Below are 19,342 nucleotides of genomic sequence, written 5' to 3' on the forward strand. Positions count from 1 at the left end.
GTGACAGCATGAGCACAGGCATTACGACGGCGGGAGGCCCGGGCGGCGCGCCCGGCACCACAGTCCCGGCCAAGGGGCTTCGGGCCGGCATCCTGGATCTCGGCGACTCCGTGATGATCGGCCTTGCCTCCACCGCACCGGTGTACTCACTGGCGGCAACACTTGGCCTCATCGTGGCCGTGAACGGGAACTACACTCCCCTGATCCTGCTGCTGGGCTTTGTCCCCGTCCTGTTCATCGCCTACGCGTTCCGCGAACTGAACAGTGCCATCCCGGACTGCGGAACCACCTTCACCTGGTCGCGCCGTACCTTCGGCCCCTGGGCGGGCTGGCTGGGTGGCTGGGGCGTGGCGCTCGCGGGCATTGTTGTCCTGGCAAACCTGGCCCAGGTGGCCGGACAGTACCTGTGGCTCCTGGTGGGTGACGGCTCGCTCGCGGAAAACAAGGTGCTGGTCACTGCCACGGGCGTGTTGTTCATCGCCGTCATGACACTGGTCAATTACCGCGGCATCCGGCTCGGCGAGCATGTCCAGCGGGTCCTGACGTATGTGCAGTACATTGCGCTGGGCATTTTTGCCCTGGCCATCGTCGTCGGGATTGTCCGGGGCTCGGCGGGCGGCGACACCACCATCCAGCCCTTCGATTTCGAGTGGTTCAACCCGGCAGGTGCCTTCGCGGACCCCGGAGCAGTGGTCCACGGCGTGCTCCTCGCCCTGTTCATCTATTGGGGCTGGGACACCTGCCTTGCAGTGAATGAGGAAACCGAGAACCCCTCTACCACCCCTGGCCGCGGTGCCGTGATCTCCGCGTTCATCCTGGTGGCCATCTACGTCTCCGTCGCACTGCTGGTGATGATGTACGCAACCGTGGGAACGGAAGGCATCGGCCTGGGCAACGAGGCCAACCAGGACGACGTCTTCCTTGCCATGCGGGACGTGGTGCTGGGCCCGTGGGGCTGGCTGATCGTCGTCGCGGTCCTGGCCTCGGTGCTGTCCTCCACCCAGACCACCATCCTGCCCACGGCCCGCGGTACCCTCTCCATGGGTGTCCACGGCGCACTGCCCGCGAAGTTCGGCGAGGTCCACCCGAAGAACCAGACGCCGGGCTTCTCCACGCAAGTCATGGGGGTTGCGGCCATCGCGTACTACGTGGCCATGAGCTTCCTGAGTGAAAACCTGCTGTCCGATTCCATCAGCGCCATCAGCCTGTTCATCGCGTTCTACTACGCGCTGACCGGTTTCGCGTGCTTCTGGTATTTCCGCAGCACTCTGGGACAGTCCGCGCGGAACCTGTGGTTCCGGGGCATCCTTCCGCTTGTGGGCGCGCTCCTGCTGACGGCCGCCTTCTTCATCTCGGCCGTCCAGATGTGGGACCCGGCCTACGGCAACACCCAGATCTTCGGCGTCGGCGGCGCGTTTGTGAGCGGGGTGCTGCTGCTGGCCCTGGGTGTGCTCCTGGCCGTGGTCTGCCGTTTCCTGCCATCAACCCGGGGCTACTTCACCGGGACCAGCGTCGCAGGCGAAACCCCCGCCCCCTCCCCCAAGTAGGTAGCGCTAAGTGTCGTTTTGAGGGGTCAAAACGACACTTAGCGCTACCCAGTTGGGCCAGGCGCGCAAAGGTGCGTCATGCCGAGAAGCCGCCGTCGGATTTGATGAGCTGGCCGGAGACCCAGCGGCCGGCGGGTGAGAGCAGGAACGCCACGGTGGCGGCGGCGTCGGCCGGTGTCCCCAGGCGGCCTCCCGGCTGGCGGTCGGTCAAAGCTTCCCGGACCGCGTCGTCCATCCAGCCAGTGTCCACCGGCCCTGGGTTAAGGACGTTCGCAGAGATGCCCAGCGGCCCAAGCTCCCGGGCCGCTGCAATCACGATCCGGTCCAGCGCACCTTTCGAGGCGCCGTACGGCAGGTTGAACGCTGTGTGGTCACTGGTCAGCGCAACGATCGCGCCGCCGTCGTCCGTTGCCTGCCGCGCGAAGGCGGCAATCAGCTGCCAGCTGGCCCGGGTGTTCACGGCGAAGTGCCGCTCGAACGATTCAAGGCTGGTATCCAGGATCCCCGAATCGACGGACTCGGCGTGGCTCAGCACCATGCCGTGCAGCGGGCCGGCGAGCTGAACGGCGTCAGCCACCAGCTTCTCCGCCGCGGCAGGGTCCTCCAGGTCCGCCGGCAGGGCGTGGGCCTGGGCTCCGATGGCTTCCAGCTCGGCGGTCAGGCGGACGACGCCGTCCGGTTCCGTTCCCCACGGCATGCGGGCGTCGTAGTCCGGCCAGTAGGCCAGGACCAGGTCCCAGCCTTCCGCCGCCAGCTGCCGGGCAACACCGGCGCCGATGGAGGCAAGGCGGCCCGCGCCCGTCACCAGGGCTACGTTTCGGACGGGAACTTCGGGTGGGGTCTCCATGGCACCAGCCTAGCGGCGGTGTCCGGGGGCGGTATTAGGAGGGCACTCCGGCGGGGGCGGGCTCGCGGGAGACGGCGTGCTTGCGGATAGTGGCGCTGATCACCGCCGCGATGGTGCACATCGCGGCGGCGCCGAACCAGGCGTAGGTGTACTGGCCGGTGGCGTCCCGGATGGCACCGGCGCCCAGGGCGGCCGCGGCCGCGCCGAGCTGGTGTGCCGCGAACACCCACCCGAACACCACGCTGCCGTCCGCGCCGAACGTTTCCCGGCAGATGGCTGCTGTTGGCGGCACGGTGGCCACCCAGTCCAAGCCGTAGATCACGACGAAGACGATCATGCTTGGCCGGACTTCGGCGCTCAGCAGCAGGGGCAGCACCAGCAGGCCGATCCCTCGGAACTGGTAGTAGACCGCCAGCAGGATGCGCGGGTTGAACCGGTCGGTCAGCCAGCCTGAGGCGATGGTGCCCACGATGTCGAAGATTCCGACGACGGCGAGCAGGCCCGCGGCGGTGGTTTCGGCCATGCCGTGGTCGTGGGCGGAGGGGATGAAGTGGGTGCCGATCAGGCCGTTCGTGGTGGCGCCGCAAATGGCGAACCCGGCCACCAGGGCCCAGAACGTCCTGACCCTGCTGGCCCGGCGGAGCACCTGGAGTGCGCGGACGGCGGCATTTGTCCGTGGGCCGGCGCCGTCCGGAGCATGGGTGGGCGTGCCGGGTTCCGCGGGTTCCGCACCGTAGGGCAGGACGCCGACGTCGGCCGGCGAGTTTTTGAGGAACTTCAGCACGAGCGGGACCACCGCCAGGGCTCCGGCGGCGATCAGGAGCGATGCCTGCCGCCAGCCGGGATCTTGCGCGAGAACGGCGATGAACGGGAGGAAGACCAGCTGGCCTGCCGCGCTGCCGGCTGTCAGGATGCCGATGACCAGCCCGCGGCTCTTGACGAACCAGGTGTTGGCGATAGTGGCGGCAAACACCAGGGCCATGGACCCCGTACCCAGTCCGATCAGCAGCCCCCAGGTCAGCAGGATCTGCCAGGACTGGTTCACCAGCACCGTTAGGGCGCTGCCCATGCCGATGAGCACCAGCGCCAAGGCAGTGACTTTCCGGATGCCGAAGCGCTCCATCAGGGCGGCGGCGAACGGTGCCGTCAGCCCGAACAGGACCAGGTTGATGCTGACAGCCGCCGACAGCACCGTGGTGGACCAGCCGAATTCCTGCTGCAGCGGAACCATGAGCACGCCGGGTGCGGCCCGGAAGCCTGCCGCCCCCACCAGCGCGAGGAAGGCAACGGCGGCCACGATCCACGCAGGATGCAGGGGGCGGTTATTGGTGGCCCTCATGCGGCTGCCGTGGCGAGCCGGACAGGTTCCGCTGAACGGGTCCTGCTGTGCCAGCTGGTGTTGGCAGCCGTCAGCCGGTCACCGCACCCGGTGCAGGTGTCGGCGGAACTGGTGCGCTTGCCACAGCCGGAGTGGATGACATAAAGATGCGCCTGGTCGGACGGGGCCGGGAGGTGCTTCTCCGACCAGATGGCCAGAGCATTCAGCACCGGGAGCGCATCTTCGCCTTTCGGCAAGAGGACGTACTCAAGCCGGGCGCGGCCGCCGTCGTCGTACGCCTGTTTCTCCAGCAGCCCCTCCTCGACCAGGCGGGCCAGGCGCCTGGTGAGCACGGAGTCCGCCACCTCAAGGTGCGCCTTCATGGCGTCAAACCGCCCGTTGCCCAAAAAGACCTCGCGCAGGACAAGGATGGTCCAGGGGTCGCCCAGGATGTCCAGCCCGCGGGCAATGCTGCAGTTCCGCTGCGACCAGTCGGATCGAAGTGCCATACCCGCACCCTAGCTGACTATCTTGAAGAAAGCCAGCTAGGGTTTTTGTGCATATCGCTAGGGGATAGACGAGAACGCCTGCTCAAGGTCCGCCACCAGGTCCTCCACGTCCTCGATGCCGCAGGAGAGCCGGAGCAGGTTCACCGGGACGGCCAGCTCGGTGCCCTTGACCGAGGCGTGGGTCATCTCGGACGGGTAGTTCATCAGCGACTCGATGCCGCCCAAAGACTCCGCGAGGGTGAACACGGAGGTTGACTCGGCCACCTTGCGGGCCGCCGCCTCGCCGCCCTTGAACTGCACCGACACCATGCCGCCGAAGCTCCGCATCTGCCGCTTGGCCAGCTCGTGGCCGGGGTGGGACGGCAGGCCCGGGTAGAGGACGGCTTCCACCTCGGGCCGCTCCAGCAGCCACTCGGCCACGGCCTGCCCGTTGAGGCTGTGCCGGTCCATCCGCACGCCCAGGGTTTTCAGGCCGCGCGTGGTGAGGAAGGCGTCCATGGGGCCGGAAACAGCGCCCACGGCGAACTGCACAAAGCCGATTTTCTCCGCCAGCTCGGCGTCCTTGACGACGACGGCGCCGCCCACCACGTCCGAGTGCCCGCCGATGTACTTGGTGGTGGAGTGGACCACGACGTCGGCACCCAGGGCGAGCGGGGTCTGCAGGTAGGGGGACGCAAACGTGTTGTCCACGACCAGGAGGGCCCCGGCGTCGTGCGCTATGTCCGCGAGCGCGGCGATGTCGGTGATCTTCATGAGCGGATTCGACGGCGTTTCCACCCAAAGGATCCGCGCCTTGTTCGCCGCGACTGCTTCGCGGACGGTGTCCAGGTTGGCCATGTCCACGGGGGTGTTGCCGATCCCCCAGCCGCCGAGCACCCGGCTGATCAGCCGGTAGGTGCCTCCGTAGGCGTCGTTGCCCAGCACGATGTGGTCCCCGGGCCGGGTCAGGGCACGGATCAGTGAATCCTCGGCGGCCAGCCCGGAGCTGAAGCTGTAGGCGTGCGTGCCGAGTTCCAGTGCTGCGAGCTGTTCCTGCAGGGCGTCCCGGGTGGGGTTGCCGCCGCGGCCGTACTCGTAGCCGTCGCGGAGCCCGCCGATGCCGTCCTGGGCGTAGGTGGAGCTGAAGTGCAGCGGCGGGACCACCGCACCGGTGCGCGGCTCGAAAGCCTGGCCTGCGTGTACGGCGCGGGTGTTGAAACCCTGGTTTTCAGAGGCGGACATGGTGCTCCTGTCAGTTGCTGAGGTAGGCGAGGAGGTCGTGCCGGGTCAGGATGCCCACGGGGGCACCCACGAACGTGACCATTACGGTGTCCACGTCCGAGAGTAGTTCCCTGGCCGCTGAAATGGTCTCCAGCGAGCCGATGACGGGCAGCTTGGGGCCCATGTGTTCGGAGATCTTGTCCGTGAGCTTGGCTTCGCCGCGGAACAGTTTGGCCGTAAGGCTGCGCTCATCCACGGCGCCCAGCACCTCGCCCATGACCACCGGCGGCTCCTGGGACAGGACGGGGATATGGCTGACGCCGAACTCGTTCATGATGTTGATGACGTCGCGCACGGACTCGTTCGGGTGGATGTGGACCAGGTCCGGCAGTTCACCGTTCTTGGAGCTGATGACCTCCCCCACCGAGGTTTCCTCGCCGCCGGAGAGGAAGCCGTAGGAGCGCATCCACTGGTCGTTGAAGATCTTGGCCAGGTAGCCGCGGCCCGAGTCGGGAAGAATGACGACGACGACGGCGGACTCGGGCAGGTCCCGGGCCACCTGCAGGGCGGCCACCACAGCCATTCCCGAGGATCCGCCCACCAGCAGGCCCTCCTCCCGGGCGAGGCGGCGGGTCATGGCGAAGGAGTCGGCGTCGCTGACGGCGATCACCTGGTCGGGGACGGACTTGTCGTAGTTCGCCGGCCACATGTCCTCCCCCACGCCCTCCACGAAGTACGGGCGCCCGGTGCCGCCGGAGTAGACCGAACCTTCCGGGTCCGCACCGATGATCCGGACCACGCCGCCGTCGGACTCCGGCCGGCCAGCCGAAACCTCTTTCAGGTACCGGCCGGTGCCCGTGATGGTGCCGCCGGTGCCGGCGCCGATCACGCAGTGGGTGACCTTACCGTCCGTATCGCGCCAGATCTCCGGGCCGGTGGTCAGATAGTGGCTGCCGGGAGCGGCAGGGTTGGAAAACTGGTCCGGCTTGTATCCTCCCGGTGTCTCCCGGACCAGGCGGTCCGAGACGCCGTAGTAGCTTTGCGGGCTGTCCGGCGGGACGGCCGTGGGCGTGACCACCACCTCCGCGCCGTAGGCCTGCAGGACGGCACGCTTGTCCTCGCCCACCTTGTCCGGCACCACAAAAATGCACTTGTAGCCTTTTTGCTGCGCCACGAGGGCCAGGCCCACTCCCGTATTGCCGGAGGTGGGCTCGATGATGGTGCCGCCGGGCTGCAGCTTGCCGTCCCGCTCGGCGTCCTCGATCATCTTGGCCGCGATGCGGTCCTTGATGGATCCGCCGGGGTTCAGGTACTCGAGTTTGACCAGGACGGTGGCCTTGATGCCGTCGGTCACGTGGTTGAGCTTGATGAGCGGGGTATTGCCGATGAGGTCCAGGACGGACTGGGCGTACTTCATAGGTACAAAGCTACCGCTTCCGCCCGCCCGGCTTCAGCCGGCGAACATGAGCCACAGGATTACCACCGGGAGGAACGACTGTCCGATGCCACTGAGCCATAGCCTGCGCTCGCTGATGATCAGCACCATGCCCAGGATTGCGTGCGCGATGCACATCATTGCCACGACCGTCCGGCCCACCGTGACCTCTCCGGAGTTGGCCAGCACCACGCCGGCGATCCCAAATAGGCCCCAGACGATGTTGTAGAACCCGACGTTGACCGTCCAGAGCCGGACGGCGTCTGTGTCCTCCGGCTTGATCAGGAAAATCGGGTGGAGTCGCTGGTCCTTGTACCGGAAGGCTTCCAGCAGTCCGACGGCGATCAGGACGACGCCGGTGATGACGGCCAGCACCTGGACGAGGACACTCACGGCTGCGCCCCAATCTGTTTGCGGCCGGCTGCTAAGCGGGAGTGCCGTCCGCAGTGTCCCCGGCCTGCCCGGCCTGCTGGTCCGGCGGCAGGTTCTCCCACAGGCCCATGACGTTGCCCTCGGTGTCCTTGAAGTACGCGAAGAAGCCCATTCCGGGGATGGTTTCCCGGGGCTTGACCACGGCACCGCCCAGCGACTCCACTGTCTGCAGCGTGGCGTTGATGTCCGGCACGTCCACGGTGATCACCGGGGTCTTCAGGTCCGGGTCCCTGGCGAACATGCCGCCGTTGATGGCGCCTGCTTCGGTGGGCTGGCCGGTTGCCTCGTCCATGGGGGTGGTGATGACCATGTTGTAGTCCATGCCCGGGACGGGGTCGATCCGCCAGCCGAGGGCCTCCTGGTAGAACTTCCTGGCCCGCTCCTGGTCGTCCGCGGGGATTTCGAAATGCACTACTCCGCCCATTGTTTCCTCCTGGTTTTTCGAGCTTCCGGGCGCGGTGTTTTCCGCACCACAGGGTGGAGTCTAGTCCTGGTCACGGGGCTGGTTAAGGGGCTGTTTCCCTCGCCTGCATGGTGCCGCCGGAGCGTTGCTCGCAGGCGGATGTCGCAGGGGCGTGGGACGATGGAGGACATGACGATTGCAGAGGCACCTCCCCGGCTGGCAGCCGCGGCGGACGCCTCTCTCCGGTGGTATCCGGCCGGCCCGTACCACCTTGCCCGCACGCTCGGTCCGCTCCTGCGCGGCAACAGCGATCCGTCCTTCAGCGTCCAGGGGAGCGTCATCTGGAATGCCTTTACGACGACGGACGGCCCGGCCACTGTGAGGTTCAGCGCGGCTGGCGGGGACCTGGAGCATTGGGTGGATGTCCAGGCGTGGGGACCCGGCGCCGCCGCGGCCGTGGCGGCAGCGCCCCGGCTCCTGGGTGCCGACGATGACTGGCAGGACTTTGACGAGCCCGCTTTCCATGCCACCCTCCCGCACATGGTCCGTGAAGCACGACGCCGGAGCCTGGACCTGCGCCTTCCCGCCAGTGGGCGGATGGTGGACCAGCTGGTGCCCATCATCCTCGAGCAGAAGGTCACGGTGATTGAGGCGCGGCGGGCCTACCGGTATCTGGTGCACCGTTACGGAAGGCCGGCGCCGGCGGCCGGATTGTCCACTCCGGCCGGTTTGCTGGTGCCGCCCGCCGCGTGGCAGTGGCTGCAGGTTCCCAGCTGGGAATGGCACAGGGCGGGGGTTGGACCACAGCGTTCGGCGACCGTGATGCGGGCGCTGCGGTCCGCCGTCGCACTTGAACGGCTGGCAGCCCTGCCTGCCCTTGAGGCGGGCGCGAAGCTGCAGGCCATCCCGGGCATCGGCATCTGGACGGCGGCGGAAGTGGTGCAGCGTACGCATGGTTGCCCGGATTCCATCTCGGTGGGCGACTACCATCTGGCGGCATACGTGGGGGCCGCTTTGACAGGCCGTCGCACCGATGACGCGGGCATGCTTGACCTGCTGGCTCCGTGGAAGGGCCACCGGCAGCGGGTGGTCCGGATGATCCAGGCCAGCGGTTTCCGCAAGCCCACCTTCGGCCCGCGGATGACCATCCAGGACCACCGCCGGCACTGACGCCGCCCCCGGCTGTCCAGGTGCCCGTGGACTGGCCCCGCAGTTGGGTATAGCGTGGCGCCAGGGAGCCCTTTCGAGGGGCCCCGGCAAGCCGCATCCTCCGGAGTCACCCATGATTCACACGGACAAGCTGAGCAAGACCTTCACCGTCAAGAAGGAAACCGTGGAAGCCGTCAGGGGCGTCGACATCGACGTTGCCCCCGGGGAGCTGGTGGCGTTCCTGGGTCCCAACGGTGCGGGCAAGTCGACGACCCTGCGGATGCTCACCACCCTGCTCCGCCCCACCTCCGGCTCCGCCACCGTGGCCGGGGTGGACGTCACCGCGGATCCGGCAGGGGTTCGGGCACGGATCGGCTACATCGGCCAGGGCAACGGCGGCGGGCACAGCTTCCGCGTGATTGATGAACTGGTGATGCAGGGCCGTTTCTACGGCATGAACAGCAGCGACGCCGCCGCCCGCGCCCAGGAACTGCTCCGGTCGATGGACCTCTCGGACCTCGCCAAACGCACGGTGGTCAAGCTCTCCGGCGGCCAGCGGCGCCGGATGGACGTTGCGCTGGGCCTGATGCATTCCCCCAAGCTGCTGTTCCTGGACGAGCCGTCCACCGGGATGGATCCGCAGAACCGGGCCAACCTCTGGGACCACATCATGCGGCTTCGCCGGGAGCACGGCACCACCATCGTCCTGACCACGCACTACATGGATGAAGCGGATTCCATGTCGGAGCGGGTCATCGTCATCGACCACGGCCGGATCATTGCCGATGACACGGCCGCGCGCCTGAAAGCCAACCTCGCCGGCGACCTGCTGGCCGTCGAGGTGGCGGCTGAGTCGGCGCCGGGCGTGCGGGGATTGCTGGGACGGGCCGCGGCGGGCGGCGAACTACAGGAAAACAGGCTCGACGGGGTGGTGACCTTCCGGTTGCGCCTGCCCGAAGGCGCACGGCTCGCCCCGGCCCTGCTGAAGGAAATGGACGACGCCGGCGCTCCCGCACAGTCGCTTGAACTAAAGCCGCCCACCCTGGATGACGTGTTCCTGGAACTGACCGGGCGCAACCTCCGGGAAGGAGCGAACCGGTGAGCGTGGAAAGTCCTGGCGCGATGCGCGAAAGGCCCGGCCTGGGCCAGGTCCTGCGCGACACCAGGTACGTCTTCTGGCGCGAGATGCTGCTGCCGCTGCGCGACCCGTTTTCCCTGGTCTTCTCCCTGATCCAGCCGCTGGTGTTCCTGGGCCTGTTCGGCCCGCTGCTCAGCGCCTCCGTGGGCGCCCCGGCGTTCGGCGGGCAGTCCACGCTGCAGTGGTTCCTGCCGGGTGTGGTGGTCATGATCGCCCTGTTCGGCACCTCGATGACCGGTTCAAACCTCCAGTACGAGCTGATGACCGGATCCTATGAGCGGATCCTCGCCACTCCCCTGTCCCGCTCGTCCCTGATGATCGGTCGGGCGCTGAAGGAGTGGGCGCCGCTGGTGGTCCAGGGGCTGCTCATCGCCCTGGTCTGCATCCCGTTTGGCTTTGTCTTCCACCCCCTGCACGTGCTGGCCGGGCTGGTGATCCTCGGGATCTTCGGCGTCGGCATCGGCGCGCTCTCCTATGCCCTGGCGCTGGTGTCGCAGAACAAGGAATGGATTTTCTGGGGCGTGCAGCAGACGCTGCTCTTCCCGCTGATGATCCTCTCCGGGATCATGCTCCCTCTCGAGGCCGGCCCGGCCTGGATGAAGACCGCCAGCATGTTCAATCCCCTGACGTACCTGGTGAACGCCGAACGGGAACTGTTCGCCGGGACCATCGGCGGGCACACCCTGTGGGGACTTGTGGCAGCAGCGGTGACGGCCGCCGTCGGACTGGTGGTCGGCGTGCGGGCGATTAACCGCACCATCAGGTAGCAGCGGGACCACTGCAACGCGGGGTCACTCCTAGCCCGATAAAGCCGGATTATCGGGCGGAAAGTGACCCCGCGTCATGGCGGGAATAGGCCCGTTTGATTCTGGCGATGAGATCCTGAAAACTGTCGGCGAGGTCATCTGCGTTCGGCTTGAAATAGGACCAACCCGCATTGATGAAGAATTCGTCGCGACGGTTGTCGCGCGACTGTTGTTCCCTCGTCCGGTGATGGGCGCCGTCGTACTGCACCGCGATCCGGTGCCTTCGATACCCAAGGTCGGCTGCAGGCGACCTTGGATCGCCGGGGTTAAGACGGAGCTGCAATTCGGGTTCGGGGAGGCGCGCGTCCAAGAGCGCCAGCCGCAGGAACGTTTCCGGGAGGGAATCCGACCCTACCCGCATCTCATCCAACGCCAGTCGCGCCTTTTCGACACCTTTCATGTTGGGATGCTGCCGTATCAAAAGGCGCAGACCTTCCTTGTAGGCAAACGGCAGGCTGCGGAACTCCAACTCCGGCCGGGGAGTGCGGATCAGTTGGTCCCCCATGGCCACGAGATACCGCAAGGGAAGCTTATGGGCCAGATCAAGCCACGTTCGAGCGGGACAGCTGACCCTGATCCCGTCAATCTCCATGACTTCGCCGGGAATTACACGCACGCGGTGACCGATGACCCCGGCCCGGCGGACCCTTGGTAATCCGTGAGGCTTGCTGAGATGGATGAGCGGCTCCTGGCCAAGCCATGGAGGGAGACCCAGATCGAAGAAGATACCAGCAGTCTCGTGCGACACCCAAGCGTCCGGGGTGGCAGCACACAGCACGCGTGCCCGCTCGACAATGGAAGGCTCGCGGCCGGTGTGCACCCGGATTAGGCGTCCTGCTCCCATCAGGTCCTTGGCCCGCAAACGGTTCGGCGCAACACCCAGGGTCCGCGCCTGATAGATCGTGAATGGAAGTTTTGAGAGCTCCTCGGGGAGTGGCTTCGCAGTAACCATGCCACCCAGTGTGCGCGTTCGTGCAGAACAGCGTCTCAAGTTATCCACAGGGCGCCGTTCCCTCGGCAACGCGGGGTCACTCCCTGCCGGAGAAACCCGCATTATCGGGCAGAAAGTGACCCCGCGTTGCTGTAGGTGCAGTGGAGGGCGAGTCAGATACCCAGCCGGGCCACTGCTTCCTCGCGCATCTCCACTTTGCGCACCTTCCCGGAGACTGTCATGGGGAAGCTCGCCCGGATGTCCACATAGCGCGGGACCTTATAGTGCGCCAGGCGCCCGCGGCAGAAGTCCGAAACAGCGGAAGCATCCAGTGGTTCCGCCCCTGGTTCCAGGATGATGCAGGCCATCAGTTCCTCGCCGTATTGCGCATCCGGGACACCGATGACCTGCACGTCCCGGATGGACGGATGGGTGTAGAGGAACTCCTCGATTTCCCGGGGATAGATGTTCTCTCCGCCCCTGATCACCATGTCCTTGATCCGGCCCTCGATCACCACGTAGCCGTCCCCGTCCATGCGGGCGAGGTCCCCGGTGTGGATCCATCCCTCGGTGTCGATGGCCTCGGCCGTCTTGTCGGGCTGGCTCCAGTACCCTTCCATCACCGCGTAGCCCCGGGTGCACAGCTCGCCGATTTGCCCGCGCTCCAGGACATCTCCGGAGCCCGGATCCACGATCTTGCTTTCCAGGTGCGGCATGGTCCGTCCCACTGTTTCGGTGCGGTGCTGCAGGGTATCGCCCTGCCGGGTCATGGTGGACACCGGAGACGTTTCCGTCATCCCGTAGCAGATGGCCACATCCCGCATGTTCATCTCCGAGATCACCCGGTTCATCACCTCGATGGGGCAGAGGGAGCCGGCCATGACGCCGGTGCGCAGGGTCGAGAGGTCGTAGGACGCAAAGTCGGGCAGCGCCAGTTCGGCGATGAACATGGTGGGCACGCCGTACAGTGACGTGCCGCCAAAATCCTGCACAGCCTCCAGGGCCGCTGCGGGGTTGAAGCCGCGGCTGGGAATGATGGTGGCCGCACCGTGGCTGAGGGCGTTGAGGTTGCCGATCACCATGCCGAAGCAATGGTAGAACGGCACCGGAATCACCACCCGGTCGTGCTCCGTGTAGCCGAGCAGCTCGCCAATGGAAAACCCGTTGTTCAGGATGTTGTGGTGCGTAAGGGTGGCTCCTTTTGGGAATCCCGTGGTCCCGGACGTGTACTGCAGGTTGATGGGATCGTGCGGGCCGAGTTCAGCCATGCGGGCCTTCAGGCCGGAATGTCCGACGGCGTCAGCGCGCCGAAGCAGTTCGGCGTAGGTCAGCTCCGCGTCACTGAGGGGGACGCCGGCGTCGAACCCTTCCCCGCCTGGTGCCGGGAGGAAAACGAGCTCCTTCAGGTCCGGGCAAACGGCGAGCGCCCGGCGGGCCATGCCCACGTAGTCGCTGTTCCGGTCCGACGGGGCGGTGACCAGCATCCGCATGCCGTTCTGCTTTACCACGAATTCCAGCTCGTGGCTGCGGTAGGCCGGGTTGACGTTCACCAGGATGGCGCCGGCCTTGGCCGTGGCGTACTGCAGCAGCGTCCACTCGGCGCAGTTCGGGCTCCAGATCCCCACCCGGTCCCCTTTGGCGACGCCCATGGCGAGGAGCGCACGCGCCAGCCTGTCGACGTCGTCATTCATTTTTGTGTAGCTCCAGCGGCGCGCATCCGCCCCCGGAACAGGCGCCGCCTCAATCAGCGCGTCGTGGAACGGGAACCGCTCCACCACCCGCTCAAAGTTCTGGCCAATGGTCTCCTCGAGCAGCGGGACGTCAGTGTCCCCGGCTGTGTAAGCGCGCATGGTGGCACGCTACCAAGTGGCCCCCGGCAATAAAAGCACCGCTGAACCACGGGTGTCCGGCGCAACAGAGGCAAAGCCCTCCCCTGCTGCCGGTATTGTGAAATCCATGAGTTCACCCATTGACCTGCAGGCAACGTTCATCCCCAACGACGGCGAGTTCCACCGTGTAAAGCTGGCCCTCGAAATAGCCATCGATGAGGTGGTGAACGAACCGGGCTGCATCCGTTACGAGCTGACCGAAGCCACAGAAGAGAAGCTGGTCCTGACCGAACAGTGGGCGTCGGAGGAGGACCTGGCCAAGCATTCCAAGGGCATCGCGGTGCAGGACCTCAACGAATCACTGAGCGCGCTGCTGGCGGAGCCGGTCAAGGTGGAACGGATCTAGCTACAACAACGCGGGGTCACTCCGCGCCCGAAGAACCGAGGTTATTGGGCGCGGAGTGACCCCGCGTTGCTTTAAGGAGGTGGGTCAGTCCGGGATCTGGGTTCCGTCCTGGGGTCCGGCATGCTTGCCAGCCGTTGCTCCGGCTTCTTCCCGCTGGCGGGCCACATGGGCATGGACTTCCTCCATGTCAAGCGCCTTCACGGCGTCCACCACCTGTTCGAGCTGCTGGGCGTTCAGCGCACCGGGCTGCGAGAACACCAGCACCTTTTCACGGAAGGCCATCAGGGTGGGGATCGACGAGATGCCTGCCTCGGCGGCGAGCTGCTGCTCCGCCTCCGTGTCCACCTTGGTGAAGAGGACATCCGGGTGCTTCTCTGAGACCGCCGAATACGTGGGCCCGAACTGCTTGCAGGGGCCGCACCATTCTGCCCAGAAATCCACCAGGACAATGTCGTTGCCTTCGATGGTGGATGCGAACTGTTCACCTGTGATGTCACGAGTAGCCATGCGTCAACGGTACGCGTGATGGCCCGGCATGTCCTGCGCGGAGGGCCCTTGTTCGCTCCCCGCGTCATCGGGAATAACCGTGAGCCTTCCATGTACACGGGGCGCGGGGGCACCTAGTCTTGGGGTCAACCGCCGCTGCGTTCGCGTCCAGGAGGGCTTGTGGCAACCGCTGTCTCTGCGAAGTCACTGACCAAGAAATTCGGCCGCCGGGAAGTGCTCCACGGCGTGGACTTCGCCGTGGAGGCAGGCTCCGTGTTCGGGGTGATCGGACCCAACGGTGCAGGAAAGACCACCACCATGCGCTGCCTGCTGGACATCATCCGCCCCACCAGCGGGGAAATCCGGGTGCTGGGGGTGGAGCCCAGGGCTGGCGGCCCTGGACTGCGGCGCCGCATCGGATACCTTCCCGGGGAGTTGTTCCTTGCGGGACGGGTGACGGGACGCAAACTGCTTTCCCACTATGAGGCCATCAGCGGGCCGGTGCCGCCGGGCCGGATTGACCAGCTGGCGGAGCGGCTGGGACTGGACCTTGACCGGCATACGCGCCAGCTGTCAAAAGGCAACAAGCAGAAGCTCGGGCTGGTGCAGGCGTTTATGCACCAGCCGGAACTGCTGGTCCTCGATGAACCCACCAGCGGCCTGGATCCGCTGGTCCAGCAGGAGTTCCACGCGATGGTGCGGGAGGCGAGACACCGCGGACAGACCATCTTCCTCAGCTCGCACGTCCTGAGCGAGGTCCAGCAGACAGCGGATACAGTTGCCATCCTGCGCGATGGGCGGATCATCACCGTCGAGTCCGTGGAAGGGCTGCGCGAAGGCGCCATCCGGCACCTCCGCTTCACCGCGTCCGGCATCGCAGCGCACGACGCCGTGGCGCAGCTGGCCCGGGTGCCCGGCGTCGGGCAGGTGCAGGTGCTGGAGGCGGACGGCAGCGTGACGCTGTCCGCTGTACTGGAGGGCGCCATCCAGCCGCTGGTCCGGATGCTGGACTCCCTCCAGCTGACCGACCTCGTCCTGGAGGAGCCTGACCTGGAGGAAGCCGTGCTGAAGATGTACGCCGGCGAGCCGGAGGACGCCCGGTGAAAGCACTTCCCTTGTTCCGCCGCGCCTTCTTCGACACGTGGCGCTCCACCCTGGGCTGGGCGGCCGGACTCACTGCCGCAATCTCCCTGTACCTGCCGCTGTATCCCTCAATCGGGGGCAGCGCCGAGATGCAGCAAATGGTCAACGCGCTCCCGCCGGAGATGACCAAGGCGCTGAACTATGACCAGATCGCCAGCGGCCCCGGCTACGTGCAGGCCACCTTTTTCGGGCTGATCGGATACATGCTCATGACCATAGCCTCGGTTGCCTGGGGCGCCGCTGCCGTGGGCGGGGACGAGGAGTCCGGCCAGCTGGAACTGACCCTGGCCCACGGTGTGACCCGCGGCCAGGTGGTCCTGGAGCGGGCGCTGGCATTGTTCCTGCGCGTGGTCCTGCTTGCTGCCCTGGCCTGTGCGCTGGTGTGGCTGCTGAACGTGCCGGCGCAGCTGGATATCAAGCTAGACAACCTGCTGGGTGCCACCGTCTTGTTTGCCGGGCTGGCACTCCTGAGCGGAACGGCTGCCCTGTGCGTCGGCGCTGTCACGGGCCGGCGGACCCATGGACTCGCGACGGGCGCCGCCGTGGCCGTCCTCGGTTACGTCTTCAACGCCGTCGGACGCCAGAGCGAGGACGTGGAGTGGCTGCTGGACCTGAGCCCCTACCACTGGGCCTACGGCAACTCGCCGGTGGCCAACGGGGCGGACTGGGCGGCGGCAGCGTGGCTGTGGGGCGTTTCGGCGGCACTGGTGGCGGTGGCCGCCGTCGCACTGGAACGGCGGGACGTGGGCGCTTAGGCCGCTGCCCAGTCATGCGGGGCCGGCGTTCTGCTGCCAGGCAGCGCGCTGGACGCCCGCCACTCGTGGATCCAGTCGGGAAGGACCAGGTCCGCCGGCGGCTCGCCGAACTCACGCAGGATCTCCTCCTGGCTGACCGGCCGGCCCTTCGCCACCAGCCGCGTGGCGATGTACGCGCGGGCGTAGATCTCGCCGTCGGCCACCATGCGCTGCTCGAAGAAGATCGCTTTGGCATCAAGCCCGATGATCCGGGTCTCGATGGTGTAGTGCTGCCACAGCTGGAGGGACTTCCGGAAAGCGATGGTCTCCGCGGCCACCACGGGGCCCCATCCGCGACGGCGCATCCGCGTCCAGACTCCGCTGCGCACCATGAGGTCGAACCGGCCCAGGTCCATGAGGGACAGGTACATGCCGTTATTGACGTGCAGGGCGATGTCGATGTCCGTGGGCAGGACCCGCAGCGGGAGCGAGGCGCTGTCCCAGACCGTCACCGGCGGCCGGCGCGAGGAACGGAAGAGCATCAGGAGGGTTCTCAGGAGCAGGTGCATCCCCTTATGCTACCCGCCAGTAACATGATGGCCGCAGCCGACGCCGGAGCTGTTAGTAGGATTTTCTGCATGACCCAACAACGCTACCGGGACCTGGCCGGAACCTGCATGAACTGGTGATTGTGGCACTGCCGTTTTTCCGGCCGCTGCGCCTCCTCCGCCTGGTGACGCTGCTGTCCGTGTTGCACCGGACGCTGGGCGACACGCTCAGGGGACGCGTCCTGGACGCGGAGCAGTCGGCGCCGGACGCGAAAATCATGACCTTCGGTGATGCCCTGTGGTGGGCCATGACCACCATTACCACCGTGGGTTACGGCGACATGTACCCGGTGACTCCGATCGGCCGCACGGTGGCCGCCGCGCTGATGATGAGCGGTATTGCCGTCCTGGGTGTGGTCACCGCGTCCATTGCGTCCTGGCTGGTCCAGCGGGTGGAGGACACCGCCGAGGCGGTGTCCGAGGCCGAGGAGCCGGTCCGCGCGGAAGTGGCGGAGCTGGTGGCCGAAATTGCCGCGCTCCGGCGCGAGATCGCCGGGCTCCAGGAGCGGCGCACGCCGTAGTCCGCCCGCGTCGGGGCAAGTATCGGCTGCCCGCGGTTGAGTAGTTGGTGGCCCGCTACCGCGTAGGCGGCGCAAATATTCGGGTAATTCCTACTGGTGCCGCCTGACTGCGGACTTCCTAGACTCGGGATTCCTAGGACCTGACACGTGCGGGCGGGTCCCCCGGGCTGGCTTCCCGGGGTCCTGCCTCCTCACGGGGCCTCCGTATTTTCTGGGTATGCGGACGCTCCATCACGCGCCTTTTGTGCGGCCCGGCAACAGCTGGGGGCGGCCGGCGCATATTTCCTGAATCCGTCCTGCCTGCTGAAGCGCACAGCGCCAGCCTGCCTGGACCGAACCCGGATGGGCTCCCCATGAACCAGCCATACCTCTCCTCTCCCGAAGGCCCCAGCAGGAGCTTCGCCACCGATGAACCCCGCACGGACCTCACCGAGGTGCGGCCGGCCATCAGCAACAAGCTGTGGGCCGGCATGGCCACTGCTGCTGTGGTGGCCGCCGTCGGCGTCGGTGCCCTGGCGGCGCCTCCCGCGTCGCTGAACCAAAGCACGACGGCGATCGGCCAGGTCGCCGGGGCCGCGGCACCTGAAGTGCCGAATGCCGCAGCGGAGCCAGTTTCCGCGGCAGAAGCACCAGTTCCGGAAGCGGAAGCTCCCACGCCCGCAGCGCCCGAAGCCGCGGCACCGGCTGAACCTGCACCTGCTCCGGCGCCCGCGCCTGCACCCGCGCCTGCAGGTGATCCGAACCTCTACACCGTGGTGCCCGGGGATACTGTCGGGGCTATCGCGGCCAGTCACGGCGTGGACATGAATGCGATGCTCGCGGCGAACGGCCTAGGCCCGTTAAGCATCATTTACCCAGGGCAGACGCTGGTACTGACCGGTCCACCTGTTGCGGCGCCGGCGCAGGCTCCCCCTGCTTCCGCCCCTGCTGCGGCGCCCGTTTCGGCCCCGGCACCCGCGGCCGCCGCTCCGGCAGCTGTCCTTGCCGCACCCGCCGTCCGCACCATTTATGTTGCGGGCGCCGGCGGCCAAGGCATGGTGGACGCCTGCATCGGTCCCATCCACTACACCCCCAATGACGGCTATTCCCTCTTCATCACGGAGCACGATTTCTGCGGCGGCTGGGCACGCTTCTCCGGCATTGGGGTGGGCGAGACTGTGAGCATCCCGGGCTATGGAACGTACACGGTTTCTGCACGGGGACAGGTACCTAACCCGGGAACCACCAACGACGTTATTGCGGTCTTCGGCGGCTTCCCCCGGGCCATCCTGCAGACCTGCATCCCCGGCACCAGCCAGATGCTCCTGATCGCGCTGAACTGACTGCCTTGAAGATTGGCTGGCATAGCTTGTCCGCGGTCCCTGGCCTTCAAGGCAGGGAGCCGCGGACAAGGGCATGAACTGCGCCAGGAAAATCCCGGCTATGCGTTCATCCGCTTGCGTTCCGAGATGTGCTCCACCAGCTCGCCCACGCGCTGTTCCGAGTAGTTGCGGGCGATGTCCCCCTGGCTGATGATGCCAACCAGCCTGTGGTCGGCGATGACAGGGAGCCGGCGGACCTGGTGTGCTTCCATCATTTCGATGGCGGCGTCAACGTTCGCGTCGGCGTCGATCCAGTAGGGCTTGCCTGAGGCGAGTTCGCTGGCCAACATTTCGCGCGGATCACGTCCGGCGGCCACGCACCTGATCACGATGTCACGGTCGGTGATCATGCCATGCAGCTTGCCGTCATCGCCGCAGATGGGCAACGATCCGCAGTCCAGGTCCATCATCATCCGCGCGGCATCGGCCAGGGACTGGTTTTCCTTAATACACTGTGCGTCCGTAGTCATGAATTCACGTACGGCACTCATTGGTCCTCCTTCATCGATTGGGTATCGACGCAGGGCATCGGGCACATG

20 protein-coding genes and 1 pseudogene are annotated in these 19,342 nt (G+C 66.6%); 9 read left to right on the forward strand and 12 right to left on the reverse strand.

The features are described from left to right. Window positions 1-8 precede the first annotated feature (8 nt). Complete coding sequence (locus tag C3B78_RS14560) at window positions 9-1,547, forward strand: APC family permease (protein WP_104998684.1); 1,539 nt, start codon at window positions 9-11, stop codon at window positions 1,545-1,547. 76 nt (window positions 1,548-1,623) lie between these two features. On the opposite strand, the gene C3B78_RS14565 is transcribed toward C3B78_RS14560, so the two are convergent. From C3B78_RS14565 to C3B78_RS14595, 7 genes are read right to left on the reverse strand one after another with little or no spacing between them, the layout of a single operon-like run. Further along, complete coding sequence (locus tag C3B78_RS14565) at window positions 1,624-2,394, reverse strand: SDR family oxidoreductase (protein WP_104998685.1); 771 nt, start codon at window positions 2,392-2,394, stop codon at window positions 1,624-1,626. A gap of 34 nt (window positions 2,395-2,428) precedes the next feature. After that, entirely contained in the window at window positions 2,429-3,733 is a 1,305-nt protein-coding gene (locus C3B78_RS14570; protein ID WP_104998686.1) for an MFS transporter, read from the reverse strand. Then, window positions 3,730-4,221 carry a winged helix-turn-helix transcriptional regulator gene (locus tag C3B78_RS14575; protein WP_104998687.1) on the reverse strand — a complete coding sequence of 164 codons (492 nt, stop codon included), beginning with the start codon at window positions 4,219-4,221 and terminating at the stop codon, window positions 3,730-3,732. Before C3B78_RS14575 ends, C3B78_RS14570 begins: the two co-directional genes overlap by 4 nt. A 57-nt stretch (window positions 4,222-4,278) precedes the next feature. Continuing rightward, window positions 4,279-5,442, reverse strand: coding sequence for a cystathionine gamma-synthase (locus tag C3B78_RS14580; RefSeq protein ID WP_104998688.1), 1,164 nt, complete (start codon window positions 5,440-5,442; stop codon window positions 4,279-4,281). A 10-nt stretch (window positions 5,443-5,452) separates the two neighbouring features. Continuing rightward, a complete protein-coding gene (locus tag C3B78_RS14585) occupies window positions 5,453-6,838 on the reverse strand; it encodes a cystathionine beta-synthase (RefSeq protein WP_104998689.1) in 1,386 nt (461 codons plus the stop codon). A 33-nt stretch (window positions 6,839-6,871) separates the two neighbouring features. Beyond that, entirely contained in the window at window positions 6,872-7,249 is a 378-nt protein-coding gene (locus C3B78_RS14590; protein WP_104998690.1) for a DUF1304 family protein, read from the reverse strand. 31 nt (window positions 7,250-7,280) lie between these two features. Further along, the gene (locus tag C3B78_RS14595) at window positions 7,281-7,712 is read right to left on the reverse strand and encodes a VOC family protein (protein WP_104998691.1); all 432 of its coding nucleotides are present in this window, start codon (window positions 7,710-7,712) and stop codon (window positions 7,281-7,283) included. 168 nt (window positions 7,713-7,880) lie between these two features. Between C3B78_RS14595 and C3B78_RS14600 the strand changes: the two genes are divergently transcribed. The 3 genes from C3B78_RS14600 to C3B78_RS14610 all read left to right on the forward strand — a co-directional run bounded on the left by C3B78_RS14600 (window position 7,881) and on the right by C3B78_RS14610 (window position 10,745). Continuing rightward, window positions 7,881-8,861 carry a DNA-3-methyladenine glycosylase family protein gene (locus C3B78_RS14600; RefSeq protein ID WP_104998692.1) on the forward strand — a complete coding sequence of 327 codons (981 nt, stop codon included), beginning with the start codon at window positions 7,881-7,883 and terminating at the stop codon, window positions 8,859-8,861. 112 nt (window positions 8,862-8,973) lie between these two features. Continuing rightward, window positions 8,974-9,942: an ATP-binding cassette domain-containing protein gene (locus C3B78_RS14605; RefSeq protein ID WP_104998693.1), complete on the forward strand. Its 969-nt coding sequence runs from the start codon at window positions 8,974-8,976 to the stop codon at window positions 9,940-9,942. A gap of 20 nt (window positions 9,943-9,962) precedes the next feature. After that, on the forward strand, window positions 9,963-10,745 hold the full coding sequence (locus C3B78_RS14610) for an ABC transporter permease (RefSeq protein ID WP_104998694.1): 783 nt from the start codon (window positions 9,963-9,965) through the stop codon (window positions 10,743-10,745). Between the two features lie 49 nt (window positions 10,746-10,794). Here the strand turns inward: C3B78_RS14610 and C3B78_RS14615 are convergent, their stop codons facing one another. Both C3B78_RS14615 and C3B78_RS14620 read right to left on the reverse strand, forming a co-directional pair. Next, the gene (locus tag C3B78_RS14615) at window positions 10,795-11,736 is read right to left on the reverse strand and encodes a hypothetical protein (RefSeq protein ID WP_104998695.1); all 942 of its coding nucleotides are present in this window, start codon (window positions 11,734-11,736) and stop codon (window positions 10,795-10,797) included. Window positions 11,737-11,888: 152 nt separating this feature from the next. Continuing rightward, a complete protein-coding gene (locus C3B78_RS14620) occupies window positions 11,889-13,565 on the reverse strand; it encodes an AMP-binding protein (RefSeq protein ID WP_104998696.1) in 1,677 nt (558 codons plus the stop codon). A gap of 106 nt (window positions 13,566-13,671) precedes the next feature. Here C3B78_RS14620 and C3B78_RS14625 point away from each other — a divergent pair, with 106 nt between their 5' ends. After that, on the forward strand, window positions 13,672-13,950 hold the full coding sequence (locus C3B78_RS14625; protein ID WP_104999812.1) for a putative quinol monooxygenase: 279 nt from the start codon (window positions 13,672-13,674) through the stop codon (window positions 13,948-13,950). An 84-nt stretch (window positions 13,951-14,034) separates the two neighbouring features. Here the strand turns inward: C3B78_RS14625 and C3B78_RS14630 are convergent, their stop codons facing one another. Beyond that, the gene (locus C3B78_RS14630) at window positions 14,035-14,457 is read right to left on the reverse strand and encodes a thioredoxin family protein (RefSeq protein WP_104998697.1); all 423 of its coding nucleotides are present in this window, start codon (window positions 14,455-14,457) and stop codon (window positions 14,035-14,037) included. A 159-nt stretch (window positions 14,458-14,616) separates the two neighbouring features. Between C3B78_RS14630 and C3B78_RS14635 the strand changes: the two genes are divergently transcribed. Next, entirely contained in the window at window positions 14,617-15,540 is a 924-nt protein-coding gene (locus C3B78_RS14635) for an ABC transporter ATP-binding protein (protein ID WP_104998698.1), read from the forward strand. After that, window positions 15,537-16,334 (forward strand): ABC transporter permease subunit, encoded by a 798-nt coding sequence (locus C3B78_RS14640; RefSeq protein ID WP_104998699.1) that lies wholly within the window; start codon window positions 15,537-15,539, stop codon window positions 16,332-16,334. The genes C3B78_RS14635 and C3B78_RS14640 overlap by 4 nt, the downstream gene beginning before the upstream one ends. On the opposite strand, the gene C3B78_RS14645 is transcribed toward C3B78_RS14640, so the two are convergent. Further along, a complete protein-coding gene (locus tag C3B78_RS14645) occupies window positions 16,331-16,882 on the reverse strand; it encodes an acyl-CoA thioesterase (RefSeq protein ID WP_104998700.1) in 552 nt (183 codons plus the stop codon). The two genes, C3B78_RS14640 and C3B78_RS14645, sit on opposite strands and share 4 nt — an antisense overlap. Before the next feature lie 101 nt (window positions 16,883-16,983). Between C3B78_RS14645 and C3B78_RS14650 the strand changes: the two are divergent. Both C3B78_RS14650 and C3B78_RS14655 read left to right on the forward strand, forming a co-directional pair. Further along, window positions 16,984-17,442 (forward strand): annotated as a pseudogene (locus C3B78_RS14650) (potassium channel family protein); the annotation flags it as partial. Window positions 17,443-17,795: 353 nt separating this feature from the next. Continuing rightward, the gene (locus C3B78_RS14655) at window positions 17,796-18,764 is read left to right on the forward strand and encodes a LysM peptidoglycan-binding domain-containing protein (RefSeq protein WP_104998701.1); all 969 of its coding nucleotides are present in this window, start codon (window positions 17,796-17,798) and stop codon (window positions 18,762-18,764) included. Between the two features lie 98 nt (window positions 18,765-18,862). Here C3B78_RS14655 and C3B78_RS14660 read toward each other — a convergent pair whose 3' ends face one another. Further along, window positions 18,863-19,294 carry a CBS domain-containing protein gene (locus C3B78_RS14660; RefSeq protein WP_104998702.1) on the reverse strand — a complete coding sequence of 144 codons (432 nt, stop codon included), beginning with the start codon at window positions 19,292-19,294 and terminating at the stop codon, window positions 18,863-18,865. Window positions 19,295-19,342: the final 48 nt, after the last annotated feature.

It is taken from the genome of Arthrobacter sp. PGP41, from assembly GCF_002953935.1.
Classification (GTDB): Bacteria; Actinomycetota; Actinomycetes; order Actinomycetales; family Micrococcaceae; genus Arthrobacter.